The 25,200-nt window shown below is 74.0% G+C and carries 21 protein-coding genes and 1 riboswitch; of the genes, 17 read left to right on the top strand and 4 right to left on the bottom strand.

Features of this window, described 5'->3' with window-relative positions:
* Nucleotides 1–82: 82 nt before the first annotated feature.
* Entirely contained in the window at nt 83–496 is a 414-nt protein-coding gene (locus IPZ69_RS39785; protein ID WP_235459617.1) for a VOC family protein, read from the top strand.
* A gap of 9 nt (nt 497–505) precedes the next feature.
* Here IPZ69_RS39785 and IPZ69_RS39780 read toward each other — a convergent pair whose 3' ends face one another.
* From IPZ69_RS39780 to IPZ69_RS39770, 3 genes are all read right to left on the bottom strand, one after another.
* The gene (locus IPZ69_RS39780) at nt 506–1,960 is read right to left on the bottom strand and encodes a hypothetical protein (RefSeq protein WP_235459616.1); all 1,455 of its coding nucleotides are present in this window, start codon (nt 1,958–1,960) and stop codon (nt 506–508) included.
* Nucleotides 1,961–2,163: 203 nt separating this feature from the next.
* Nucleotides 2,164–3,291 carry an alpha/beta hydrolase family protein gene (locus IPZ69_RS39775; RefSeq protein ID WP_235459615.1) on the bottom strand — a complete coding sequence of 376 codons (1,128 nt, stop codon included), beginning with the start codon at nt 3,289–3,291 and terminating at the stop codon, nt 2,164–2,166.
* Between the two features lie 101 nt (nt 3,292–3,392).
* Complete coding sequence (locus IPZ69_RS39770) at nt 3,393–4,133, bottom strand: class II aldolase/adducin family protein (RefSeq protein ID WP_235459614.1); 741 nt, start codon at nt 4,131–4,133, stop codon at nt 3,393–3,395.
* Nucleotides 4,134–4,331: 198 nt separating this feature from the next.
* Between IPZ69_RS39770 and IPZ69_RS39765 the strand changes: the two genes are divergently transcribed.
* The 10 genes from IPZ69_RS39765 (at nt 4,332) to cobI (ending at nt 17,920) form a co-directional block, all read left to right on the top strand.
* On the top strand, nt 4,332–5,087 hold the full coding sequence (locus IPZ69_RS39765) for a lysozyme (RefSeq protein ID WP_235459613.1): 756 nt from the start codon (nt 4,332–4,334) through the stop codon (nt 5,085–5,087).
* 143 nt (nt 5,088–5,230) lie between these two features.
* Entirely contained in the window at nt 5,231–6,478 is a 1,248-nt protein-coding gene (locus IPZ69_RS39760) for an inorganic phosphate transporter (RefSeq protein ID WP_235459612.1), read from the top strand.
* A gap of 32 nt (nt 6,479–6,510) precedes the next feature.
* Complete coding sequence (locus tag IPZ69_RS39755; RefSeq protein WP_235459611.1) at nt 6,511–6,738, top strand: hypothetical protein; 228 nt, start codon at nt 6,511–6,513, stop codon at nt 6,736–6,738.
* 129 nt (nt 6,739–6,867) lie between these two features.
* A riboswitch (cobalamin riboswitch) is annotated at nt 6,868–7,007 on the top strand.
* A 101-nt stretch (nt 7,008–7,108) separates the two neighbouring features.
* Complete coding sequence (locus IPZ69_RS39750; RefSeq protein WP_235459610.1) at nt 7,109–8,059, top strand: cobalamin biosynthesis protein; 951 nt, start codon at nt 7,109–7,111, stop codon at nt 8,057–8,059.
* Nucleotides 8,056–9,564, top strand: a complete 1,509-nt coding sequence (locus IPZ69_RS39745; protein ID WP_235459609.1) for a cobyric acid synthase — start codon at nt 8,056–8,058, stop codon at nt 9,562–9,564. Before IPZ69_RS39750 ends, IPZ69_RS39745 begins: the two co-directional genes overlap by 4 nt.
* Entirely contained in the window at nt 9,561–13,229 is a 3,669-nt protein-coding gene (cobN, locus tag IPZ69_RS39740) for a cobaltochelatase subunit CobN (RefSeq protein ID WP_235459608.1), read from the top strand. Before IPZ69_RS39745 ends, cobN begins: the two co-directional genes overlap by 4 nt.
* Entirely contained in the window at nt 13,226–15,232 is a 2,007-nt protein-coding gene (locus tag IPZ69_RS39735) for a putative cobaltochelatase (protein WP_235459607.1), read from the top strand. Before cobN ends, IPZ69_RS39735 begins: the two co-directional genes overlap by 4 nt.
* Nucleotides 15,232–15,840, top strand: a complete 609-nt coding sequence (gene cobO, locus IPZ69_RS39730; RefSeq protein WP_235459606.1) for a cob(I)yrinic acid a,c-diamide adenosyltransferase — start codon at nt 15,232–15,234, stop codon at nt 15,838–15,840. The genes IPZ69_RS39735 and cobO overlap by 1 nt, the downstream gene beginning before the upstream one ends.
* Nucleotides 15,834–17,192: a cobyrinate a,c-diamide synthase gene (locus IPZ69_RS39725; protein WP_235459605.1), complete on the top strand. Its 1,359-nt coding sequence runs from the start codon at nt 15,834–15,836 to the stop codon at nt 17,190–17,192. The genes cobO and IPZ69_RS39725 overlap by 7 nt, the downstream gene beginning before the upstream one ends.
* Nucleotides 17,189–17,920, top strand: a complete 732-nt coding sequence (cobI, locus tag IPZ69_RS39720; RefSeq protein WP_235459604.1) for a precorrin-2 C(20)-methyltransferase — start codon at nt 17,189–17,191, stop codon at nt 17,918–17,920. Before IPZ69_RS39725 ends, cobI begins: the two co-directional genes overlap by 4 nt.
* A 26-nt stretch (nt 17,921–17,946) precedes the next feature.
* On the opposite strand, the gene IPZ69_RS39715 is transcribed toward cobI, so the two are convergent.
* Nucleotides 17,947–18,675 carry a ZIP family metal transporter gene (locus IPZ69_RS39715; protein WP_235459603.1) on the bottom strand — a complete coding sequence of 243 codons (729 nt, stop codon included), beginning with the start codon at nt 18,673–18,675 and terminating at the stop codon, nt 17,947–17,949.
* 95 nt (nt 18,676–18,770) lie between these two features.
* Between IPZ69_RS39715 and cobM the strand changes: the two genes are divergently transcribed.
* Genes cobM through cobC form a run of 6 tightly spaced genes read left to right on the top strand, consistent with a single transcriptional unit; the run spans nt 18,771 to nt 25,103 of the window.
* Entirely contained in the window at nt 18,771–19,589 is an 819-nt protein-coding gene (gene cobM / locus IPZ69_RS39710; RefSeq protein WP_235459602.1) for a precorrin-4 C(11)-methyltransferase, read from the top strand.
* Nucleotides 19,586–20,827, top strand: coding sequence for a precorrin-6y C5,15-methyltransferase (decarboxylating) subunit CbiE (gene cbiE, locus IPZ69_RS39705; RefSeq protein ID WP_235459601.1), 1,242 nt, complete (start codon nt 19,586–19,588; stop codon nt 20,825–20,827). Before cobM ends, cbiE begins: the two co-directional genes overlap by 4 nt.
* The gene (gene cobJ / locus IPZ69_RS39700; protein ID WP_235459600.1) at nt 20,824–22,527 is read left to right on the top strand and encodes a precorrin-3B C(17)-methyltransferase; all 1,704 of its coding nucleotides are present in this window, start codon (nt 20,824–20,826) and stop codon (nt 22,525–22,527) included. Before cbiE ends, cobJ begins: the two co-directional genes overlap by 4 nt.
* A complete protein-coding gene (locus IPZ69_RS39695; RefSeq protein ID WP_235459599.1) occupies nt 22,524–23,108 on the top strand; it encodes a precorrin-8X methylmutase in 585 nt (194 codons plus the stop codon). The genes cobJ and IPZ69_RS39695 overlap by 4 nt, the downstream gene beginning before the upstream one ends.
* Nucleotides 23,105–24,034 (top strand): sirohydrochlorin chelatase, encoded by a 930-nt coding sequence (locus IPZ69_RS39690; protein WP_235459598.1) that lies wholly within the window; start codon nt 23,105–23,107, stop codon nt 24,032–24,034. Before IPZ69_RS39695 ends, IPZ69_RS39690 begins: the two co-directional genes overlap by 4 nt.
* The gene (cobC, locus tag IPZ69_RS39685) at nt 24,024–25,103 is read left to right on the top strand and encodes an Rv2231c family pyridoxal phosphate-dependent protein CobC (RefSeq protein ID WP_235459597.1); all 1,080 of its coding nucleotides are present in this window, start codon (nt 24,024–24,026) and stop codon (nt 25,101–25,103) included. The genes IPZ69_RS39690 and cobC overlap by 11 nt, the downstream gene beginning before the upstream one ends.
* The last annotated feature ends 97 nt before the right edge of the window (nt 25,104–25,200 follow it).

Genomic DNA, 25,200 nt, shown 5'->3' with positions numbered 1-25,200 from the left:
GGGTGCCAGACTGAGCAGCGGGCCGGGAATACCGGAGGACGGACGACATCGAGGCACATCCAGGCACAGGGGAGTGATCGGCATGGCGGGTACGGGCGGCGGACGACCGAGCGTCTTTCCGACGCTGCTGTACGCGGACGCGAAGGCCGCGATCAAGCAGCTCACGGAGGCCTTCGGCTTCACCGAGCTGTCGGTGTACGAGGGTGAGAACGGCACCGTGCTGCACGCCGAGCTGGTGCAGGGCAACGGCGCGGTGATGCTCGGCTCCAAGGGCCGCGGCGGCGTCTTCGACACGGCGATGAAGGGCGCGGGCCCCACGGGTGTGTACGTCGTGGTGGACGACGTCGACGCACACCACCAGCGCGCGGTCGATCACGGCGCGGAGATCCTGATGCCCCCGACAGACCAGGACTACGGCTCGCGGGACTACATGGCCCGGGACGCCGAGGGCAACATCTGGAGCTTCGGTACGTACGCCCCCGAGACCGGGGCCTGAGACACCGGGCTATCCCCCGGTGTGCACCTGGAAGGCGGCCCGGCGCACGGCCTTCGCGAGGGCCGGGTCGGGATGCGCGGCGGCGAGGGCGACCAGCACCTGCACCGTCCGGGGGTGTCCGACGGCGCGGACCTCGTCCAGCAGTTGGGGCACGGTGGGCTGCACCGCGGACTCCAGGTGCCGTACGAGCATCGGCGCCTCCCCGTGGTCGGAGACGGCGGCGGCGGTGTCCACCCACAGCCACGTGGCCTCCTCCCGGGTGAGCACCTCGTGCGCGTCCTCGGGGTCGGCGCCGTCGTGCTCGGCGAGCCACAGCAGGGCGTACGGCCGCAGCGTCGGCTCGTCGACGACGGCGCGCACGTCGGGCTCGGCGGGGGCGCCGACGACGCGCAGCGCCTCGAAAGCGAGGCCGCGCAGCAGGGCGTCCTCACCACGGGCGGCGTCGATGAGTTCGGTGACGGCGCTGCCGACCGTGCGGGCGGCGAGCCAGGCCCGGTATTCGGCACGGGCCGCGTTGGGGCGCAGCTGGGCACAGCCGCGGAGCATGTCCTCGGCGCCCTGCTCGATGTTGCCGGCGGGGCTCTGCGCGGCGACGCAGATCTGCTCCAGCTTGACCCAGACCGCCCAGCTGCCGAGCGGGGTGAGTGTGGCCTGACCGTCACCGCAGGTCAACGCGCCGACGGAGGCGAGGGCATGCAGGGACCAGTCGAGGAGCGGGGCGAGCGGGGCGACCTCGGCGGGCCGCGGCGCCTCGACGGCGGAGGGCGAGGAGACGACGGGCCCGGAGGCTGCGGGCGCGGCGTCGCCGGGTCTCGTCGTGCCGGGCTCGTACGGGACCTCGCAGCGCTCGGTGCGCAGCTCGGTGACCCGCTGCTGGAGCAGGTCGAGGAGCTGCTCCACCGGGACGGGACCGGCGGACAACTGGAGGAAGGAGAGCACCTGGGGCATGGCCGAGACGACCTCGGCGACGGCGGCGGGCTCGTGGTCCGCGGGTTCCGGTGAGGCGAGCGACCAGGCGTCGAAGAGGGCGACCCAGCCGCGCAGCACGGCGCTGTCGTCACGGTCCCAGGCGCGCAGGCGCCAGCCGGGGCGCGCGCTGTCGCCGTGCACCTCGACGAGGCCGGCCAGGCGGGCGGTGTCCCATTCGGCGCGGATCTGAGCCGCGGTCAGGCCCAGATCGGCGGCCGCGCGTTCGGCGGTCGCTTCCGAGAGGGTGGCCTTGCCGTCGGCGGTGCCGCCGTCGCGGCCGGGGCCCAGGGCGGCGTCGGCCCAGTGGGCGAGGCGGGCCGCGCCGGCCAGGCCGGAGCGCGCCATTCTGGCCAGTTCGGCGGGTGCGGGAGTGCCCTCGGGCGGCCGGGGGGCGGGGCGGCGCGCGTGCCGCTGGTTCATCGCTCTGGGGGCGGCGGCCAGGGGTCGCGGTCGGACGAGTCGAAGCCTGGAGTCGCGCGGGATACGGGACGTCACGGGTGCAGTCTTCCGGTTGACGGTCCGAAAACCCAAACGGAATGTCACGGCGGGCGACGGGGCTGGCCAACGCACGCGGTCCGCCGGGGGCCGTAGAGGCGGGATCAGGCCAGTCGTACGGGGTTAAACGGAATGACGGGAACCGGTGTTTCCGGCTCGTGCGCCCCGGTGTTTCCGTCGTGTGCGCCCCGGCGGGCGGCGGCTCACATCAGTGGGGTCAGGAAGCGCCGGAGCCGCTCCTCGTACTCCTCGGGGTCGGCGTTCCACATCGCTCCGTGCGGGGCCCGCGGCACGGTGTGCAGGGAAACCCGGTCGGGGCGGCGGGCGGCGAGGAGGCGGGAGTACTCCCAGGGGGCGACCTCGTCGTCGGGGCCGTGGATGATCAGCGTGGGGACCTGGATGTGTCCGGGGTCGGCGCTGTCGGCGAGGTGGTCGGCGTGCAGGCCGGCCCGGCCCTGGGCGGCCCGCACCGCGAGCGGCAGCAGGGCCTCCGGGGTGTGCCGGGCGGTGGCGAGGGCGCGCAGCGTGGCCTCCCAGTCGAGCACCGGCGAGTCCAGGACGAGGCCGGCGACACGGTCGCGGACCGCGGAGTAGGCGGCGGCGCGCAGGGCCATGGTGGCGCCGGTGGACCAGCCGTACAGGATGACGCGGCGGGCGCCGTAGCGGACGGCGTAGCGGATCGCCGCGTCCAGGTCGCGCCACTCGGTCTCGCCGAGGTGGTTCAGGCCGTCGGTCGGGCGGGGTGCGCCGAGGTCGCCCCGGTAGGCGAGGTCGAGGACGGGCAGGCGCCTGCGGTGCAGGGACTCCATGACGTTCATGGGGTGCTCGCGGGTGGTGCCCAGGCCGTGCACGGTGATCACCCAGATGTCCCGGGCGCCGGGCACGAACCAGGCGGGCAGGGCGCCCAGCTCGCCGGGGATGTCGATGTCGGCGTGGTCGAGGCCGAGGGCGGCGCTCGGGTTGCCTATGTGGATGTTCGGGGTGAGCCAGACCCGGTCGCCGGTCTGCAGGGTGCCGTGGGTGACGCGTCGCAGGCGGCGCACGACGGTGTCGGCGCTGTGCTCGGCGGACTCCAGGACGAGGCCGACGACCGCGTGCGACCCGTCGCCGGACAGGCCGTAGATCCCGGGGCGCAGGGAGGCCAGGTCGCGGGTGAGGGTGATCCGGCCGGCGGCCGTGCCGTGCACGGTGAGCCGGGGTTCGGTGGGCAGCGGGCGGCCCGCGGGCGCCTTGAGCGCGGCGCCGCTGGCCATCCGTCCGACGACCACTCCGGCCGCGCCGGCCGCCAGGACCGCGGTGACGGCAGCGGCCGTCGCTTTGACAGTGCGCACCCGTCCAGTGTCCCGGCCCGCCTCCCGCTCGGCCAGCGGGCCGCCTTCGCGCACCGGCGCGGACCGGAGCGGAGGGGGGCACCGGAGCGGACGGGAAGGCGTCAGGGGCGCTGGCCGTAGCCCCGCAGGCGTTCGGCCGCCTGGGTCAGCTGCCGGTCGGACAGCAGCGACGGGGACAGGCCGGGGACGGAGGTCGCCGTCAGCCACAGGCGGCACATCCACTCCAGCTGGGCCGTGCGGTCGAAGGCCTGGTCGAGGGTGGTGCCGTAGGTGATGGTGCCGTGGTTCTGCAGGAGGCAGCCGGAGCGGTCGGCGAGGGCGCGGAGCATGTTCTCGGCCAACTCCTCGGTGCCGTAGGTCGCGTAGGGGGCGACCCGGACGGGGCCGCCGAGGGCGCCGGTCATGTAGTGGATGGAGGGGAGTTCGGGAACGAGGGTCGAGACGGCCGTGGCGTGGACGGCGTGGGTGTGCACGACGGCACCGGCGTCCGTGGCGCGGTAGACCGCGAGGTGCATGGGCAGCTCGCTGGTCGGGATCAGGGTGCCGAGCACCTGCCGGCCGTCGAGGTCGACGCCGGTCACGTCGTCCGGCGTCAGCCTGTCGTAGGGCACGCCCGACGGCGTGACCAGCACGGTGTCCCCGACGCGCACCGACACATTGCCGGACGTGCCGACGACCAGCCCCTCGGACACCATCCTGCGGGCCGTCGCGACGAGGGTCTTCCAGGCGTGCGCCTCCTCGTCACGCACACCACTGCGGTGCGGCTCCGGCACACCCTGTGCGCGGTCCCGGCCCTCGCCGCCGTCCCGTATGTCCCGCTGGTCCCGCCGCTGTTCCGCCATGCGCCGATCCTGCCAGCCGGCGTCTCGACGGATCGCCGGGGCGGGGCACTTTAGGCCGGAAGCCGCGCCTCCGAAAGACCGCATACAGCCATAAATCACCCCGTCGGCATCCTTGGCCGGGGATCATCCGGAATTCAATGATCTTCCAGTAGCGTCTGGTCGCGCCGTGTCGTGCATGTCGCCATTCCGGGGGGAAACATGGCCCGTGATCACCAACCGTCCCGCCACCGCGCCCGCGCTCTCGCGGCGTCCGTCGTGGCCCTCGTCACCGGGGGCGTGGCGGCCGTACTCACCGGCGTTCCGGCCGCCGCGGCCGGCCTGCCGAAGGGCCACGACGTCTCGTCCCACCAGCGGAACGTCGACTGGCCGAGCGCGAAGGCCAAGGGCGCCCGGTTCGTCTACATCAAGGCGACCGAGGCCACGGCCTACCGCAACCCCTACTTCGCCCAGCAGTACAACGGCTCGCGCGCCGCGGGCCTGATCCGGGGCGCGTACCACTTCGCCGTGCCGAACAAGTCGTCCGGCAAGGCCCAGGCCGCGTACTTCGCGCGGGGCGGCGGGGCGTGGACGGCGGACGGCTGGACGCTGCCGCCCGCCCTCGACGTCGAGTACAACCCCTACGACAAGAGGGACAAGTGCTACGGCCTGAGCAAGGCGCGGATGGTCGCCTGGATCAAGTCCTTCAGCGACGAACTGAAGCGGCGGACCGGCCGCCGCCCGGTGATCTACACGACCACCCACTGGTGGAACCTGTGCACCGGCGGCAGCGGCGCCTTCGCCGCGAACCACGCCCTGTGGATAGCCCGCCACGGCTCGGGGGACGCGGGGACGCTGCCGGCCGGATGGTCGTACTGGACCTTCTGGCAGTACGACAACAGCGGCAGCCTGCCGGGTGACCAGAATCTCTTCAACGGGTCCCCGAACGGGCTGAGGACGTTCGCCCGGGGCGACTAATCAAGGCACGCCTGGGCCGTCCGGTCGAAACAGGGCCACAACACCCGTCTCACGACACCCTCAAGCCCCTCTCAGTTCACCTTCCGTTCACCCAGGTTGCCTACGGTCAACCGGCCGATGACCTCTAAAGATTGCCTGGGTAAATGGAAAACTTCTCGCTGATCCTCGCGATTGTGGTGGTAACCGCACTCGCGTTCGATTTCACGAACGGTTTCCACGACACCGCCAACGCGATGGCCACGACCATCTCGACCGGTGCGCTCAAGCCCAAGATCGCGGTGGCCATGTCCGCCGCGCTCAACCTGGTGGGCGCCTTCCTCTCCGTGGAGGTCGCCAACACGATCTCCAAGGGACTCGTCGACGAGTCCGGCATACGTCCCGAGGTCATCTTCGCCGCGCTGGTGGGCGCGATCCTCTGGAACCTGGCGACCTGGCTGGTCGGACTCCCCTCCAGCTCCTCGCACGCCCTCATGGGCGGCCTGATCGGCGCCACCGTCGCCTCGGCCGGCACCGGCGCCGTCCACGGTGACGTGCTCGTCACCAAGGTGCTGCTCCCGGCGGTCGCGGCCCCGATCGTGGCCGGCCTGGCGGCGATGGTCGCCACCCGCTTCTCCTACGCGATCGGCAAGAACGCCGACGGCGAGGCCACCCGCAAGGGCTACCGCGCCGGCCAGATCGCCTCCGCCGGCCTGGTCTCGCTCGCCCACGGCACCAACGACGCCCAGAAGACGATGGGCATCATCACGCTGGCCCTGATCGCCGGCGGCTCCATCGCCCCGGGCTCGAACCCTCCCACCTGGGTCATCCTCTCCGCGGGTCTGGCCATCGCGCTCGGCACCTACATCGGCGGCTGGCGCATCATCCGCACCATGGGCAAGGGCCTGACCGACCTTCAGCCGCAGCAGGGCTTCGCCGCCCAGACCAGCGCGGCCACGGCCATCCTGACCTCCTCCCACCTCGGTTTCTCCCTGTCCACCACGCACGTCGTCTCCGGCTCCGTGATGGGCGCGGGCCTGGGCCGCAAGGGCGGCGTGGTCCGCTGGTCCACGGCCACCCGGATGTTCGTCGCCTGGGGGCTGACGCTGCCGGCCGCGGCTCTGGTCGGCGCGCTCGCCGAGTCGGTGACCGACCTGGGTGACTGGGGCACGGCCGTGGTCGCGGTCTTCCTCGTCGCCGCCAGCGCCGCGATCTGGAAGGTCTCCCGCCGCGAGGTGGTCGACCACACCAACGTCAACGACACCGACGAGCCGGCCGGCGTGGTGACCACGGCGATCGCCGCCGTGACGCCGCCCCCGGCGGGCACCGTGGCCGACGGCCTCACCGCCACCATCCCGGCCCAGGCGACCGCCCCCGCCACCGACGCGGCCGTCCCGCCGACCGCCGCCGTCTGACCCCGAGCCCCGGTTACTAAGGAAGCATCAGCATGAAGATCGACTGGGCGGCCCTCGGCTCCGTCTTCGGCGTCAGCCTCGCCGTCACCGTGGGCCTCGTGGCCCTCTTCACCCTCGGCGTCGCCGGCCTCTCCCGACGCGAACGCGCCGCCGCGCAGGGCGACTCCACCGCCCTCGCGCTGACCGGAGCGTACGTGTGCTTCGCGACCTGCGCGGCCGCGGTGGCGTACGGCATCTACCTGATCATGGCCAAGGCCTGACCGACGTACGCAGGGCTCCTCCCCGATGTCTTCGGGGAGGAGCCTTTCGCATGCCCTCGCACCGGTGCGGCCCGGGCCGGTGTGGGGTTCTGCACACTCTCCCCCTGCAGGTCAACGGCAAGTTGACGGCCCTTCCGGGCCCGTGGTGGACTTCCGGAGCCAAGTACGGCGGCAGAAGAGGAAGCCGGTGAGAATCCGGCGCGGTCCCGCCACTGTCACCGGGGTAGCAATCCCCGGGAGCCAGGAACTCTCCCCGCCGGTCTCGTCGATTCAGGGCGTGGACACCCTGAGTGAGGACACATCGCCATGCTCGCTCGGCCGCCCAGGCACAGAACCGGAACGCTGCCCCACCCCACGGCCGGCTGAGCCGATGCGTGCCGACCGCGTCTTCGCGTACGGCGCCGCCGCCGGACTCCTCGGTGACCTGCTCCTGGGCGATCCCCGCCGGGGGCATCCGGTCGCCGCGTTCGGTCGGGCCGCCGCGGCCGTGGAGCGGACGTTGTGGCGGGACCACCGGGGTTGGGGCGCGCTGCACACCGCCGTCTGCGTCGGCGGGGCCGTCGCGCTCGGGGCCGTGGGCGAGACGTACACGCGCCGCTGTGCCGCCGCCTCCGTCGCGCTGACCGGCGCCGCCACCTGGGCCGTCGTCGGGGGGACTTCGCTCGCCCGGGAGGCCGGGATCATCGGGCGTGCCCTGGAGGCGGGGGACGTCGAGGCGGCGCGGGCGCGGCTGCCGCATCTGTGCGGCCGCGATCCGCAGGCCCTCGACGCCGACGGGATCGCCCGGGCGGTCGTGGAGTCGGTCGCGGAGAACACGTCCGACGCCGTGGTGGGGGCTCTGGTGTGGGGGGCCGTCGCCGGCGTGCCCGGACTGCTCGGCTTCCGCGCCGTGAACACGCTCGACGCCATGGTCGGGCACAAGTCGCCCCGGTACCGGCGCTACGGGTGGGCCTCCGCCCGCCTCGACGACCTCGCCGGGTGGCCGGGGGCCCGGCTCACCGCCGTACTGGCCACCGCCGCGGGCCCCGATCCGCGCGGCGCCCTGCGTGCCTGGCGGGCCGACGCGCGCAGGCATCCGAGTCCCAACGCGGGGCCCGTCGAGGCCTCCTTCGCGGGGGCGTTGGGCGTGCGGCTCGGCGGAACCCTCTCCTACGGAGGGCGCTTCGAGCACCGGCCCGTGCTCAACTGCGGCGGCCGCGCCGTGGCCACCGAGGACATCGACCGGGCCGTACGGCTCTCCCGTCGGGTCGGTCTGCTCGCGCTCGGCGTCGGGGTCGCTGCGCGCGCCATCGCAGCGAGGGCAAGGGGGCGCAGGTCATGAACGGTGGTCTTCTCGTCGCCGGCACCACCTCCGACGCAGGCAAGAGCGTCGTGACGGCGGGAATCTGCCGGTGGCTGGTCCGGCAGGGGGTCAAGGTCGCGCCCTTCAAGGCGCAGAACATGTCCCTCAACTCGTTCGTCACGCGCGAGGGCGCGGAGATCGGGCGGGCGCAGGCCATGCAGGCCCAGGCGTGCCGGGTGGAGCCGACGGCGCTGATGAATCCCGTGCTGCTCAAGCCGGGCGGCGAGCGCAGCAGCCAAGTCGTGCTGCTGGGCAAGCCGGTGGGCGAGATGAGCGCGCGCGGCTATCACGGCGGGCGCCAGCAGCGACTCCTCGGGACGGTTCTCGACTGTCTCGCCGAGTTGCGGGGCACGTATGACGCGGTGATCTGTGAGGGGGCCGGTTCGCCCGCCGAGATCAATCTGCGGCGGACCGACATCGTGAACATGGGGATCGCGCGGGGCGCCCGCCTCCCCGTGCTCGTCGTCGGCGACATCGACCGCGGGGGCGTCTTCGCCTCCTTCTTCGGGACCGTCGCCCTGCTCTCGCCCGAGGACCAGGAGCTCGTCGCCGGGTTCCTCGTCAACAAGTTCCGCGGGGACGTGTCCCTGTTGGAGCCGGGGCTCGACATGCTGCACGGGCTCACCGGACGGCACACCTACGGCGTGCTTCCGTTCCGGCACGGGCTCGGGATCGACGAGGAGGACGGGCTGCGCGTCTCACTGCGCGGGACCGTGCGCGAGTCGACCGTGTCCCCGCCCCTCGGCCAGGACGTGCTGCGCGTCGCCGTGTGCGCGATCCCGCTCATGTCCAACTTCACCGACGTGGACGCGCTGGCCGCCGAGCCCGGTGTCGTCGTGCGGTTCGTGGACCGGCCGGAGGAACTCGCCGACGCCGACCTCGTCGTGATCCCGGGCACCCGGGGGACGGTCCGCGCGCTGGAGTGGCTGCGGGAGCGGGGACTGGCCGATGCCGTCGTCGCAAGGGCCCGTGAGGGCCGGCCCGTTCTCGGCATCTGCGGCGGCTTCCAGGTGCTCGGCGAGCACATCGAGGACGACGTCGAGAGCCGCGAGGGTCAGGTGGACGGGCTCGGGGTCCTGCCCGTGCGGGTGCGGTTCGCCCGCGAGAAGACCCTCACCAGGCCCGTCGGCGAAGCCCTCGGCGAGCACGTCGAGGGGTACGAGATCCACCACGGGGTCGCCGACATCCACGGCGGAACGGCCTTCTTGGACGGCTGCCGGGTCGGCCAGACCTGGGGCACGCACTGGCACGGCTCGCTGGAGTCGGACGGTTTCCGGCGGGCCTTTCTGCGCGAGGTGGCGGCCGCCGCGGGGCGCCGCTTCGTCCCGGCCCCCGACACCTCGTTCGCCGCGCTGCGCGAGGAGCAGCTCGACCGGCTCGGCGACCTGATCGAACAGCACGCGGACACGGACGCGCTCTGGCGGCTCATCGAGTCGGGCGCGCCACAAGGACTGCCTTTCATTCCACCGGGAGCGCCCGCATGAGCACAGTGTTGTTGTTGTCGACCGCCGACACCGATCTGCTGGCGGCACGGGCCTCCGGCGCCTCCTATCTGATCGGCAACCCGACCCGGGTCGACGTCGCCGAGGAGCTCCCGGAGCTCGTCCGGCGGGCCGACCTCGCCGTCGTACGGCTGCTCGGCGGCAAGCGGGCCTGGGAGGAGGGGCTCGCCGCGCTGAAGGCCGCGGGGATCCCGACCGTGCTGCTGGGCGGGGAGACGGTGCCCGACGCCGAGCTGATGGCCGAGTCGTCGGTGCCGGCCGGTGTGGTGGCCGAGGCGCTGCGCTACCTCGTCGAGGGCGGCCCCGCCAACCTCACCGAGCTCGCCCGGTTCCTGTCCGACACCGTGCTGCTGACGGGCGAGGGCTTCGCCGAGCCGCGGAAGATGCCGGAGTACGGCGTCCACGGCGAGCGTGCCTTCGTCGAGGGCCGGCCGACCGTCGGCGTGCTCTTCTACCGGGCCCACGAGCTGAGCGGCAACACCGCCTTCGTCGACACCCTGTGCGAGGCGATCGAGGCCCGGGACGCCAACGCCCTTGCTGTGTACTGCGGTTCGCTGCGCGGGGCCGACGCCGGGCTGTACGAGATCCTCGGCCGGACCGACGCCCTCGTCGCCACCGTCCTGGCCGCCGGCGGCACGCACGCCTCGCAGGCGTCGGCCGGCGGCGACGAGGAGGCCTGGGACATCGGGGCCCTCGCCGACCTGGACGTCCCGGTGCTGCAGGGCCTGTGCCTGACCTCCTCGCGGGCCGCCTGGGACGCGTCCGACGCGGCCCTCGCCCCCATGGACGCGGCCATGCAGGTCGCGATCCCGGAGTTCGACGGCCGCCTCGTCACCGTGCCGTTCTCCTTCAAGGAGCAGGGTCCGGGCGACGTCCCGGTGTACGTCGCCGACCCCGAGCGGGCCGGGCGCGTCGCCGGAATCGCCCTGCGGCACGCGCGGTTGAAGCACAAGGAGAACGCCGAGAAGAAGGTCGCGCTCGTCTTCACCGCGTACCCGACCAAGCACTCGCGGGTCGGCAACGCGGTGGGCCTGGACACCCCGGCCTCCGCGGTCCGGGTGCTCGACGCGCTGCGGGACGCCGGCTACTCCCTCACCGAATACCCGGACAACGGCGACGAGTTGATCCACCGGCTCATCGAGGCCGGCGGCCACGACGTCGAGTGGCTCACCGAGGAGCAGCTGGCCGCCGCGCCCGCGCGCGTGCCGCTCGCCGACTACCGGGCCTGGTTCGACCGGCTCGACCCCGAGCTGCGGGACGGCATGCTTCAGGCGTGGGGCGAGCCGCCGGGCAGCCTCTACGTGGACGGCGACGACATCGTCCTCGCGTCGCTCCGGTTCGGGAACGTCGTCGTGATGATCCAGCCGCCGCGCGGCTTCGGCGAGAACCCGATCGCGATCTACCACGACCCCGACATGCCGCCCTCGCACCACTACATGGCGGCGTACCGCTGGCTGGAAGCTGCAGCATCGGAGGGCGGGTTCGGCGCGGACGCGATCGTGCACATGGGCAAGCACGGCACGATGGAGTGGCTGCCGGGCAAGGGACTGGGGCTCGGCAAGGGCTGCGCGCCGGACGCCGTCCTCGGCGATCTGCCGCTGATCTACCCCTTCATCGTCAACGACCCCGGCGAGGGCACCCAGGCCAAGCGGCGCGGCCACGCCACCGTCGTCGACCACCTGGTCCCGCCGATGGCCCGCGCCGACACCTACGGCGACCTGGCCAAGCTGGAGCAACTGCTCGACGAGTACGCGCTCGTCTCCGACCTGGACCCGACGAAGGCCCCGGCCGTCCGCGCCCAGATCTGGACCCTCGTCAAGGCCGCCGAGCTCCACCACGACCTGCACGTCGACGAGCAGCCGGACGAGGGCGACTTCGACGAGTTCGTCATGCACATCGACGGCTATCTGTGCGAGATCAAGGACGTGCAGATCCGCGACGGTCTGCACATCCTCGGCGGCGGCCCGGTCGCGGAGCCGCGCGTCAACCTGGTCCTCGCCGTGCTGCGCGCCTCGCAGGTGTGGGGCGGGCAGGCGAACGCCCTGCCGGGGCTGCGGGCCTCGCTGGCCGAGCACTTCGGGCTGGTGGAGAAGGAGCTGCTCGCCGAGCCGGGCGCGCCGGTGAAGGTGCCGGTGGAGCTGACGGACCTGGTCGACGGCCCCTCGCGCACGGCCGCCGACGCGATCGACCTGCTGGAGCAGCTGTGCCGGCGGGTCGCGGAGGGGATGGAGGAGCGCGGCTGGGACGGCGCGACGGTCCCGGCCCTGGTCCGTGACGTCCTCGGCACCGAACTCCCCGACGCCGTCGCGGTGCTGGAGTTCGCCTGCGCCGAGGTCGTGCCGCGCCTGGCCAGGACCACCGACGAGATCGGTCACATCCTCCGGGCGCTGAACGGCGGATACGTCCCCGCCGGTCCCTCGGGCTCGCCCACCCGCGGCCTGGTCAACGTCCTGCCGACCGGCCGCAACTTCTACTCGGTCGACCCCAAGGCCATCCCGTCCCGGCTGAGCTGGGAGGTCGGCCAGTCGCTGGCCGACTCGCTGGTGCAGCGGTATCTGCAGGACACCGGCGAGTACCCGAAGTCCGTCGGCCTGACGGTCTGGGGTACGTCCGCGATGCGCACCCAGGGCGACGACATCGCCGAGATCCTGGCGCTGCTGGGCTGCCGTCCCGTCTGGGACGACGCCTCGCGCCGGGTGACCGGCTTCGAGATCGTGCCCCTGGCCGAGCTCGGCAGGCCGCGCATCGACGTCACGGTCCGCATCTCGGGCTTCTTCCGCGACGCGTTCCCGCACGTGGTCGGGCTGATCGACGACGCGGTGCGGGCGGTGGCCGAGCTGGCCGAGCCCGCCGACCGGAACTTCGTGCGCGCCCACGCCGACGAGGACACCGCCGAGCACGGCGACCGGCGGCGCGCGACGGCCCGTGTCTTCGGCTCCAAGCCGGGGGCGTACGGCGCCGGTCTGCTGCCGCTGATCGACGCCCGCAACTGGAGAAGCGACGCCGACCTCGCCGAGGTGTACGCCGTCTGGGGCGGTTACGCCTACGGGCGCGGGCTCGACGGGCGGGCGGCGCGCGGGGACATGGAGACCGCGTTCCGGCGGATCGCCGTGGCCGCGAAGAACGTCGACACCCGCGAGCACGACCTCGTCGACGCCGACGACTACTTCCAGTACCACGGCGGCATGGTCGCCATGGTCCGCCACCTCACCGGGGCCTCCCCGGAGGCGTACGTCGGCGACTCCGCCGTGCCGGACCAGGTCAAGACCCGCACCCTCGGCGAGGAGACGCACCGCGTCTTCCGCGCCCGCGTGGTCAACCCGCGCTGGATGGCGGCCATGCGGCGGCACGGCTACAAGGGCGCCTTCGAGATGGCGGCGACGGTCGACTACCTCTTCGGGTACGACGCCACGGCCGGGGTCGTGGACGACTGGATGTACGAGAAGCTCAGCGCCGAGTACGTCTTCGACGCGGAGAACCGGGACTTCATGAAGAAGTCCAACCCGTGGGCGCTGCGCGGGATCACGGAGCGGCTGCTGGAGGCGGCCGAGCGCGGGCTGTGGGCCGAGCCGGACGCGGAGACGCTGGAGCGGCTGCGCGCCACCTACCTGGAGCTGGAAGGCGACTTGGAGGGCGACGAGAAGTGAGTACCCCGTTTCCGTTCACGGCCGTCGTCGGCCAGGACGACCTGCGGCTCGCGCTGCTGCTGAACGCCGTGTCACCGGCGGTCGGCGGCGTGCTGGTGCGCGGCGAGAAGGGCACCGCCAAGTCGACGGCCGTACGCGCCCTTTCGGCGCTGCTGCCCGAGGTGGACGTCGTCTCCGCGTGCCGGTTCTCCTGCGACCCCGGGGCACCGGACCCGGCGTGCCCGGACGGACCGCACGAGCCGGGCGCGTTCGAGTCCCGTCCGAGCCGGATGGTCGAGCTGCCCGTCGGCGCCTCCGAGGACCGGCTGGTCGGTGCCCTCGACATCGAGCGGGCGCTCGCGGAGGGCGTGAAGGCCTTCGAGCCGGGCCTGCTGGCCGACGCGCACCGCGGGATCCTGTACGTCGACGAGGTCAACCTGCTCCACGACCACCTGGTCGACCTGCTCCTCGACGCGGCCGCGATGGGCGCCTCGTACGTCGAGCGGGAGGGCGTCTCCGTACGGCACGCGGCCCGTTTCCTGCTCGTCGGGACCATGAACCCCGAAGAGGGCGAGCTGCGGCCGCAGTTGCTCGACCGGTTCGGGCTGACCGTGGAGGTCGCGGCCTCGCGCGAGCCGGAGCAGCGGGTGGAGGTCGTGCGGCGGCGGCTCGCCTACGACGACGACCCGGCCGGCTTCGCCGCGCGCTGGGCGGACGAGGAGGCCGCCGTACGGGCCCGGATCGTGGCCGCGCGTGCGCTGCTGCCGTCCGTGCGGCTGGGCGACGGCGCGCTGCGGCAGATCGCGGCGACCTGTGCCGCCTTCGAGGTGGACGGCATGCGGGCCGACATCGTGATGGCGCGTACGGCGACCGCGCTGGCCGCGTGGGCCGGGCGGACCGAGGTGCTCGCCGAGGACGTACGGCAGGCCGCGCTGCTCGCGCTGCCGCACCGGCGCAGGCGCAACCCCTTCGACGCGCCGGGCCTGGACGAGGACAGGCTCGACGAGACGCTGGAGGAGTTCGGGGACTCCTCCGACGACGAGGATCCCGACCCGGACGGGTCCGGTGGAGGCGGCGGGAGCGGCGGGCAGCCGGCGCCGGACAGCGGCCCGCAGGGCGGTGACACCGGGGCGCGGCCCGAGGAGGGCGAGGGCGGGCAGCCGCAGGCGTCCGGCGCCGCCGAGCAGGCTCCGGCCCGCGCCGCCGAGCCGTTCCGTACGAAGGTGCTGAGCGTGCCCGGACTCGGTGAGGGTGCCGCCGGGCGGCGGTCACGGGCGCGGACCGAGCACGGGCGGACCACCGGGGCCCGGCGGCCCCGGGGCACGCTCACCAAGCTGCACCTGACGGCGACCGTCCGGGCCGCGGCTCCGCACCAGCGGGCGCGGGGACGCTCCGGGCCGGGGCTCGTGGTGCGCCGGGACGATCTGCGGCAGGCCACCCGCGAGGGGCGCGAGGGAAACCTGGTGCTGTTCGTGGTCGACGCCTCCGGCTCGATGGCGGCGCGGCAGCGGATGAGCGCCGTGAAGGGTGCCGTGCTGTCGCTGCTGCTGGACGCGTACCAGCGGCGGGACAAGGTGGGTCTGGTGACCTTCCGCGGCAAGGACGCGCAGGTCGCGCTGCCGCCGACCTCGTCCGTGGACGCGGCGGCGGCCCGGCTGGAGTCGCTGCCGACGGGCGGGCGGACGCCGCTCGCGGCCGGGCTGCTGCGCGCGCACGAGGTGCTGCGGGTCGAGCGGCTGCGGGATCCGGCGCGGCGGGCGCTCGTCGTGGTGGTGACCGACGGGCGGGCCACCGGCGGACCGGAGCCGGTCGCCCTGGCGGGGCGTGCGGCGCGGCTGTTCGGGGCCGAGGGCGTCGCCTCCGTGGTCGTGGACTGCGAGTCGGGGCCGGTGCGGCTGGGGCTCGCCGGGCAGCTCGCGGATGAGCTGGGCGGTACGGCGGTGACGCTGGACGAGCTGCGGGCGGACAGCATCGCCGGGCTGGTCCGGGATGTGCGAGGCAACAGCAACAGGAGGGCTGCGTAATGCCGCAGGGACAGCCGAGTGTCGTACCGGACGACGGACTGACGACTCGTCAGCGCCGCAACCGTCCGCTCGTCGTCGTGCACACGGGCATCGGCAAGGGGAAGTCCACCGCCGCGTTCGGGCTCGCGCTGCGCGCCTGGAACCAGGGGTGGCCCATCGGGGTGTTCCAGTTCGTCAAGTCGGCCAAGTGGAAGGTCGGCGAGGAGAACGCGCTGCGCGTGCTCGGCGCCTCCGGCGAGGGCGGGACCGTCGACTGGCACAAGATGGGCGAGGGTTGGTCGTGGGTGCAGCGCGACATCCAGGGTGACAACTCGACCAACGAGGAGAAGGCCCGGGAGGGCTGGGAGCAGGTCAAGCGGGACCTGGCGGCCGAGACGTACAAGCTGTACGTGCTCGACGAGTTCGCGTACCCGATGCACTGGGGCTGGGTCGACACGGACGAGGTCGTGTCGGTGCTGCGCGACCGGCCCGGCACCCAGCACGTGGTGATCACCGGGCGGAACGCGCCGCAGAAGCTGGTCGACTTCGCGGATCTCGTCACCGACATGTCCAAGGTGAAGCACCCCATGGACGTGGGCCAGAAGGGCCAGAGGGGCATCGAGTGGTGACGTCCGTGCCCCGGCTGGTCATCGCCGCGCCATCGTCCGGCAGCGGCAAGACCACCGTTGCCACGGGGCTGATGGCCGCGCTGACCGGGCGGGGGCTCGCCGTGTCCCCGCACAAGGTCGGTCCGGACTACATCGACCCCGGGTATCACGCGCTCGCCACCGGGCGCGTGGGGCGCAACCTCGACGCGTACCTGTGCGGGCCGGAGCTGGTCGGTCCGCTGTTCGCGCACGGCGCGCGCGGGTGCGACATCGCGGTCGTCGAGGGTGTGATGGGGCTGTACGACGGGGCCGCCGGGGAGGGTGAACTGGCGTCCACCGCCCAGGTGGCGAAGCTGCTGCGGGCGCCGGTGGTGCTCGTCGTCGACGCGTCGTCGCAGTCGCGGTCGGTGGCCGCGCTGGTGCACGGGTTCGTGTCCTGGGACCCGGAGGTGCGGATCGGGGGCGTGATCCTGAACAAGGTCGCCTCGGACCGGCACGAGGAGTTGCTGCGGGACGCGTTGGACTCCGTCGGGGTGCCGGTGTTGGGGGTGTTGCGGCGGGCGCCGCAGGTGGACACGCCGTCGCGGCATCTGGGTCTTGTGCCGGTCGCCGAGCGGCGGGCTGAGGCCGTGGAGGCCGTCGCGGCGATGGGTGTGCAGGTCTCCGACGGGTGTGACATGGATGGGCTGGTCGCGCTGGCGCGCAGTGCGGGTGTCCTGCCCTGTGCGACCTGGGATGCCGAGCTGGAGAATGCCGACCGGCATCGGGAAGCACCAGTCATTGCCCTCGCCGGTGGTGAAGCGTTCACCTTCTCCTACGCCGAGCACACGGAACTGCTCACCGCCGCCGGAGCCGACGTCGTCCCCTTCGACCCACTGCGGGACGAGCGACTGCCCGACGGGACACGCGGGTTGGTCATCGGCGGGGGCTTCCCCGAGGTGTACGCCGCCGAGCTGTCCGCCAACGAACCGCTCAGGAAGGCCGTCGCCGAACTCGCGCTCGGCGGTGCTCCCGTCGCCGCCGAGTGCGCCGGGCTGCTCTACCTGTGCCGGGAGTTGGACGGGCGGCCGATGTGCGGAGTGCTCGACGCCACCGCGCGCATGAGTGAACGGCTCACCCTCGGCTATCGCGACGCCGTGGCCATCGGCGACAGTGTGCTCGCCGCCGCCGGGACCCGGATGCGCGGGCACGAGTTCCACCGCACGGTCGTCGAGCCCGGCTCGGGGGCGGCTCCCGCCTGGGGTGTGCGCGCCCCTCGACGGCGGGTCGAAGGTTTCGTACAGCAGGGTGTGCACGCGAGTTATCTGCACACGCACTGGGCGTCCGCGCCCGGTGCGGCCCGTCGGTTCGTGGAGAGGTGCCGGACGTCATGAGCAGCAGGCTGGTCGGAGTCGGAGTCGGTCCCGGTGACCCGGAGCTGGTGACCGTCAAGGGCGTCAACGCCCTGCGCGCGGCCGCTGTCGTCGTCGTACCCGTCATGGACACGGGTGAGCAGGGCCGGGCCGAGGCGACCGTGCTGCACTACGTGCCCGCGGAGAAGGTCGTCCGGGTCGTGTTCGCGCTCAACGAGCGCAGCGACCGGGCGCGGCGGGAGGCCGCCTGGGACGCGGCCGGCGAGCGGGTCGCCGAGTTGCTCAGGGAGCGGGGTTCCGTCGCCTTCGCGACCATCGGTGACCCCAACGTGTACTCCACCTTCACCTATCTCGCGCAGACCATCACGGAGCTGGTACCGGGGACGGGCATCGAGACCGTGCCCGGGATCACCGCCATGCAGGATCTCGCCGCGCGGTCCGGTGCCGTCCTCACCGAGGGCACCGAGCCGCTGACGCTCGTGCCGGTGACCGCCGGGGCCGCCGTGCTCAAGGAGGCGCTGAACGGTCCTGGAACCGTGGTCGCGTACAAGTTCGGGCGGCAGGCCGGGGAGGTGGCCGAGGCGCTGCGGGAGACCGGGCGGATCGGCGACGCGGTGTGGGGGTCGGCGCTCGGGCTGGCGGAGGAGTTCATCCGGCCCGCCGCCGATCTGGACGGGACACCCCTGCCGTACCTCTCCACGCTGATCGCGCCCGCGCCACGCTCGAACAGACGGGGCGGCAAGCTGTGAGCGGGCCGGCCGGCGCCGTGCCGTCCTCAGCCGGACAGGCCCACCACCAGCCAGATGAACGCGGCGCCCGCCACCGTGCACAGCAGGGTCGAGCGGGCGGGGTGCTCGTGGTGGGCCTCCGGCAGGATCTCGGCGGCGGCGAGGTACAGGAGCGCGCCGCCGAAGAGGGCGAGATAGCCGCCGAGCAGTGTCGCGGGGATGGTGAGGAAGGCCGTCGACAGCGCGCCGAGCACCGGTGCGCAGGCGTCGGCGACCAGCATGGCGACGGCCTTGCGGCGCGCGTTGCCGTACAGGCTCGTGATGGTGAACGTGTTGAAGCCGTCCGCGAAGTCGTGGGCGATCACCGCGAGCGCGACCGCGGTGCCCATGCCGCCGCCCACCTGGAAGGCCGCGCCGATCGCCACACCGTCCATGGCGCTGTGGCCGACCATCGCGGCCGCCGCCGTCAGGCCCACCTCGGGCGCCCGGTGACCGTGCTCCTCGCCGCCGTGCGCGGCCTGCCGGGCGGCCAGCAGGCGTTCCACCAGGTGGGCCAGGAGGAAACCGGCCACGAACAGCAGCAGGGCCGCGGGTACGCCGAAGATCTCCCGGCCGGCGGCGCGCAGCGCCTCCGGCAGCAGGTCGAGGCCGACCACGCCGAGCATCAGACCGCCGGCCAGGCCCAGGACCAGGTGGCGACGGTCGGTCACGCGCTGTGCCGTCCAGCCGCCGGCCAGCGTCATCAGGAACGCGCCGAGCGCGACGAGGACCGCCATAGGGCCTTGCTATCCGATCGACCCCCCGTCGCGCACATCCGGCCACGTCGCCACCCCCGCACACCATGACATTTCGTACGAGAGGACCCCTCCCCATGGCCGATGCCCCCACCGGCAAGGTGACCTTCGTCGGTGCCGGCCCCGGCGCCGCCGATCTGCTGACGTTCCGTGCCGCGCGCGCCATCGCCGAGGCCGACGTGGTGATCTGGGCGGCCAGCCTGGTGCAGGCGGAGGTCCTCCAGCACGCGCGCGAGGGCGCGGAGATCCTCGACTCGGCGACCATGTCCCTGGAGGACGTCGTCGCCGTCTACCGGCGCGCCCACCAGGAGGGGCTGCGGGTCGCCCGTATCCACTCCGGCGACCCGGCCCTGTGGGGCGGCACGCAGGAGCAGGTCGACCGGTGCGCCGAGATCGGGATCGCGACGGAGATCGTGCCCGGCGTCTCCTCGTTCTCCGCCGTCGCCGCGCTCGCCCAGCGGGAGCTGACCATCCCCGAGGTCGCGCAGTCCGTCGTGCTCACCCGGCTCGGCGGCGGCAAGACCCCGATGCCGCCCGGCGAGGAGGTGCGCGAGTTCGCGCGCCACGGCACCACCATGGCGATCTTCCTGTCCGCCGCCCGCAGCGGCCAGCTGGTCCGGGAGCTGCTGGAGGGCGGCTACCCGACCAGCACCCCGGTGATCGTCGCCCACCAGGCCACCTGGCCGGAGGAGCTGGTCGTCCGGTGCACGATCGGCACGCTGGAGGAGACGGTCAAGGAGCACAAGCTCTGGAAGCACACCCTCTTCCTGGTCGGCGCGGCCCTGGACGCCCACGGCACCCGCTCGCACCTGTACCACCCGGGCCACTTCCACGGCCATCGCAAGGCCGACCCCGAGGCCCGCAAGGCGCTGCGCGAGCGGGGTGCGCGCACATGACGGCGGGGATCACGGTCGTCGGTACGGGGACGGGGGCGCCGGTTCCCGACGACGTCCTGGCCGGGGCCGCGCTGGTCGTGGGCGGGCGGCGGCATCTGGACGCCGTACGGCCGCCCGAGGCGGCCGAGCAGATCGTCCTCGGGCCGCTGGCGCCCGCGCTGGACGCCGTGCAGCGGCGGCTCGACAAGGGCGACCGGGTCGTCGTGCTGGCCTCGGGCGATCCGGGGTTCTTCGGGATCGTGCGGGCGCTGGCGGAGCGCTTCGGGGCGGAGCGACTCGACGTGCGGCCCGGGGTCTCGTCCGTCGCGACGGCGTTCGCGCGGCTCGGGCTGCCCTGGGACGACGCGGTCGTGGTCAGCGCGCACGGCCGTGACCTGCGTACGGCCGTCAACGCCTGCCGCGCGCATCCCAAGGTCGCCGTGCTGACCGGGCCGGGGGCGGGCCCCGCCGAGCTGGGGGCCGCGCTCCCGGCGGGCCGGGTGCTGGTCGTGGCGAGCGCGCTCGGCGAACCGGGGCGCGAGCGCGTGGAGCGGGTCACGCCCGCCGAGGCCGCGGCCCGCGACTGGGGTACGGCCGTGAGCGTGGTGCTGTGCCTGGACGAGGCGCGGGAACTGGGCCCGGTGCGGACCGTCGCCGGGGTACCCGAGCGGCCCGGCCGATGGGCGCTGGAGGAGTCCGCGTTCGCCCACCGCGACTCGATGATCACCAAGTTCGAGGTGCGGGCCCTGGCGCTGGCCCGGCTCGGGCCCCGGCTCGGCGACCTGGTCTGGGACGTCGGCGCGGGCTCCGGTTCCGTGGCGGTCGAGTGCGCGCGGCTCGGTGCCGCCGTCGTGGCGGTCGAGCGGGCCGCGGACGGGGTCGAACGGGTCCGTGCCAACGCCGCCGCGCAGGGTGTGGACGTGCACGCGGTGCACGGGGCGGCGCCCGAGGCGCTGGCCGGACTCGACGACCCGGACGCCGTGTTCGTCGGCGGCGGGGGCCGCGAGCTGCCCGCCATCGTGGCCGCGTGCGCACGCCGGGCCCGGCGGACGGTGGTCGTCGCGATGGCCGCGCTCGACCGGGTGCCGGCGGCGCGCGAGGCGCTGACCGGTGCCGGGTTCTCCTGCGACGGCGTGCTGTTGCAGTCGTCGCGGCTCGCGCCGCTGCCGGGGGACGTGACCCGGCTCGCGGCCACCAATCCCGTGTTCCTGCTGTGGGGCGACAGGCCTGCGGCGCGTAGTGAAGGAGTTGCCCAGTGATCGGCCTCATTTCCGCCACGGCGGCGGGCGCGGCTGCGCGGGACCGGCTGGCGGCCGCCTGGCCGGACCGGACGCGGGTGTACGAGGGCCCCGTCGGGGAGGCCGTGCGGGCCGCGTTCGCCGAGTGCGAGCAGGTGGTGTGCTTCCTGGCCACGGGCGCCGTGGTGCGGCTCGTCGCCCCGCTGTTGGGCGACAAGGCGACCGACCCGGGAGTGGTCTGCGTCGACGAGGGCGGCCGGTTCGCCGTGTCGCTGGTCGGCGGGCACGGCGGCGGGGCCAACGAACTCGCCCGCGAGGTGGGCGGACTACTCGGCGCCGAGCCCGTGGTGACGACCGCGACCGACTCGGTCGGACTGCCGGGCCTCGACACCCTCGGCCTCCCCTTCGAGGGAGCCGTCGCGTCGGTCTCCCGGGCCCTGCTGGACGGCGAACCCGTCGCCCTGGAAACCGAGTTGGCCTGGCCGCTGCCCGCGCTGCCGACGGCGCCGGACGGGGCGTACACCATCCGTCTGACGGACCGCGCGGTCGCGCCCGGCGAGCACGAGGTGCTGCTGCGGCCGCCGTCGCTGGTCGTCGGCGTCGGCGCGTCCAAGGGGGCGCCCGTCGACGAGGTGCTCGGGCTGGTCGAGGCGGCGCTCGCGGACGCCGGTCTCTCGGCGCGGTCCGTCGCCGAACTCGCCACCGTCGACGCCAAGGCCGAGGAGCCCGGCATCGTCGGCGCCGCCGCACGCCTCGGGGTGCCCGTGGTGACGTACTCCGCCGGGGAACTGGCCGAGGTGGCGGTGCCGAACCCGTCCGACGCGCCGCTGGCCGCCGTCGGTACGCCCTCCGTGGCGGAGGCCGCGGCGCTCGCGCGCGGCGGCGAACTCGTCGTCCCCAAGCGCAAGTCGCGGCGCGCCGACGGGCAGCCGGCGATGGCGACCTGTGCCGTCGTACGGCGGCCGGGGCGCGGCCGGCTCGCGGTGGTCGGGCTCGGACCCGGCGCCCGGGACCTGCTCACCCCGCGCGCGCGGGCGGAGCTGCGCCGGGCCTCCGTGCTCGTCGGGCTCGACCAGTACGTCGACCAGATCCGCGACCTGCTGCGGCCCGGCACCCGGATCCTTGAGTCGGGGCTCGGCGCGGAGGAGGAGCGGGCGCGGACCGCGGTCGCCGAGGCCCGGCAGGGGCACGCGGTGGCGCTGATCGGGAGCGGGGACGCGGGCGTGTACGCGATGGCCTCCCCCGCGCTCGCCGAGGCGTCCGACGACATCGACGTGATCGGTGTGCCGGGCGTGACCGCGGCGCTCGCGGCCGGGGCGATCCTGGGCGCGCCGCTGGGCCACGACCATGTGTCGATCAGCCTGTCCGACCTGCACACGCCGTGGGAGGTCATCGAGCGGCGGGTACGGGCGGCGGCCGAGGCGGACCTCGTGGTCACCTTCTACAACCCCCGTTCCCGGGGCCGCGACTGGCAGTTGCCCAAGGCCCTCGCGATCCTCGCGGAGCACCGGGAGCCGGCGACGCCCGTCGGCGTCGTCCGCAACGCCTCGCGGCCGGACGAGTCCAGCCGCCTGAGCACCCTGGCCGCCCTGGACCCGGCGACCGTCGACATGATGACGGTCGTGACCGTGGGCAACACGGCGACCCGGGACATCGCGGGGCGCATGGTGACCCCGCGCGGCTACCGCTGGCAGGACGGCTCCCAGGAGGAGGCCAAGTGAACCGTGTCGTTCATCCGATCGAGCAGGAGTCCTTCCGGCGGCTGCGCGCCCGCCTGGACACCTCGCACTTCCCGCCGCTGACCCGGGCGGTGGTGGAGCGGGTCATCCACTCCGCCGCCGACCTGGAGTACGCGGGCGACCTCGTCATGGACGAGGGCGACCTGGCCACGGCCCACGCGGCGCTGCACGCGGGGGCGCCGGTGGTCGTCGACGTCGAGATGGTCGCGGCCGGCATCACCCGGCGGGAGACGGTCTGCCGGCTGAAGGAGGCCGAGTCGAGTCCGGGGCTGACCCGTTCGGCCCACGCGGTCCGGCTCGCCTACGAGCAGGTCGGCCCCGGCGCCCTGTGGGTGATCGGCTGTGCGCCGACCGCCCTGGAGGAGCTGCTCACGCTGGACGCCTCCCCGGCGCTCGTCATCGGTCTGCCCGTCGGCTTCGTCGGCGCGGCCGAGTCCAAGGCCGCGTTGCGTCAGAGCGGGCTGCCCGCCGTGAGCAACGTGTCCGAGAAGGGCGGTTCGGCGGTCGCCGCCGCCGCGCTCAACGCCCTGCTGTACCACCCCGTTTCGAAGGAGAACCTGTGACCACCCCGCCGCCCGCCCTGCTCATCGCCGGACACGGCACCCGGGACGAGGCCGGAGCCGAGGCGTTCCGCGACTTCGTGCGGGAGCTGGGCCGCCGCCACCCCGCGCTGCCCGTCGCGGGCGGCTTCATCGAGCTGTCCCCGCCGCCGCTGGGCGATGCCGTGTCCGAGCTGGTGGAGCGGGGGGTACGACGTTTCGCCGCCGTGCCGCTGATGCTGGTGTCCGCCGGGCACGCCAAGGGCGACATCCCGGCCGCGCTGGCCCGGGAGAAGGAGCGGCACCCCGGGATCTCCTACACCTACGGGCGCCCGCTGGGCCCGCACCCGGCGCTGCTGAACGTGCTGGAGCGGCGGCTGGACGAGGCGCTGGGCTCGGCCGCCCGTACGCCCGAGGACCGGGCCGATGTGACGGTGCTGCTGGTCGGGCGCGGCTCGACGGACCCGGACGCCAACGCCGAGGTGTACAAGGCGGCCCGGCTGCTGTGGGAGGGGCGCGGGTACGCGGGCGTGGAGACGGCGTTCGTGTCGCTGGCGGCGCCGGACGTGCCGAGCGGTCTCGACCGGTGCGTGCGGCTCGGCGCGCGGCGGATCGTCGTGCTGCCGTACTTCCTGTTCACCGGCATCCTGCCGGACCGGGTGCGGCAGCAGACCGAGGGCTGGGCTCAGGCGCACCCGGAGATCGAGGTGCGCTCGGCGGACGTGATCGGGCCGGAGCCCGAGCTGCTCGACCTGGTGATGGAGCGGTACGAGGAGGCCGTCAAGGGCGACCTGCGGATGAACTGCGACTCGTGCGTGTACCGCATCGCGCTGCCGGGCTTCGAGGACAAGGTGGGGCTGCCGCAGCAGCCGCACTTCCACCCGGACGACGACGGGCACCACCACGGGCACGGGCACCACCACCACGGCGGGCACGCCCATGCCCACTGAGGAGTCCGGGCACGATCTGCGCCACCACGGTGACGCCGAAGTGCGCGACGACGGTTCGGCGTTGGTCGACCTCGCCGTCAACGTCCGGGCCGACACGCCCCCGGTGTGGCTGCGGGAGCACATCGCGAAGTCGCTGACCGGTCTCGCGGCCTACCCGGACGGGCGGGACGCGCGGGCGGCGGTGGCGGCGCGGCACGGGGTTCCGGTGGAGCGGGTGCTGCTGACGGCGGGAGCGGCCGAGGCGTTCGTGCTGCTGGCGCGCGCCCTGAAGGTACGCCGGCCGGTCGTGGTGCATCCGCAGTTCACGGAGCCGGAGGCGGCGCTGCGGGACGCGGGGCACACCGTGGACCGGGTGCTGCTGCGGGAGGCGGACGGGTTCCGGCTGGATCCGGCGGCCGTTCCCGAGGACGCCGATCTGGTGGTCATCGGCAACCCCACGAATCCCACGTCGGTGCTGCATCCGGCCGGGGCTGTCGCCCAACTGGCGTGGCCCGGGCGGACGTTGGTGGTCGACGAGGCGTTCATGGACGCGGTGCCGGGTGAGCGGGAGGCGCTGGCCGGGCGGACGGACGTGCCGGGGCTGGTGGTGCTGCGCAGCCTGACGAAGACCTGGGGGCTGGCCGGGCTGCGCATCGGCTACGTCCTGGCCGCGCCGGAGACGGTCGCGGAGCTGGAGCGGGCCCAGCCGTTGTGGCCGGTGTCCACGCCGGCGCTCGCGGCGGCGCGGGCGTGTGTGGCGCCGCGGGCCCTGGCGGAGGCGGCCCACGCGGCCCACCGCATCGCGGCGGATCGCGCCCATCTGGTCACGGGACTCGCGTCGTTCGCGGAGCGGGGGGTGCGGGTGGTGTCCCCCGCGGAGGGGCCGTTCGTCCTGGTACGAGTACCCGGGGCGGCGGAGGTACGGCAGCGGCTGCGCGACCTGGGCTTCGCCGTACGCCGCGGGGACACGTTCCCGGGGTTGGACGAGGAGTGGATACGGGTGGCGGTACGCGACCGCGCCACGACGAACCACTTCCTGCACGCGCTGGCCTCGGCGGTACCTCGCCCACCCACCCACCCGACTCGCTAGGTCACAGGGCAACCGCCCCGGGGCTCCGCCCCGGACCCCGGCCTGCCGGATCCCGGCGACTCGAACCGTGGCCCGGCCTCCCCGACCCCGAGGGCTC

Source organism: Streptomyces olivochromogenes (genome assembly GCF_021538895.1).
In the GTDB taxonomy this organism is placed as follows: domain Bacteria; phylum Actinomycetota; class Actinomycetes; order Streptomycetales; family Streptomycetaceae; genus Streptomyces; species Streptomyces olivochromogenes_A.
The sequence above is the reverse complement of the archived record's forward strand: the minus strand, read 5'-3'. Positions and strand labels throughout refer to the sequence as shown.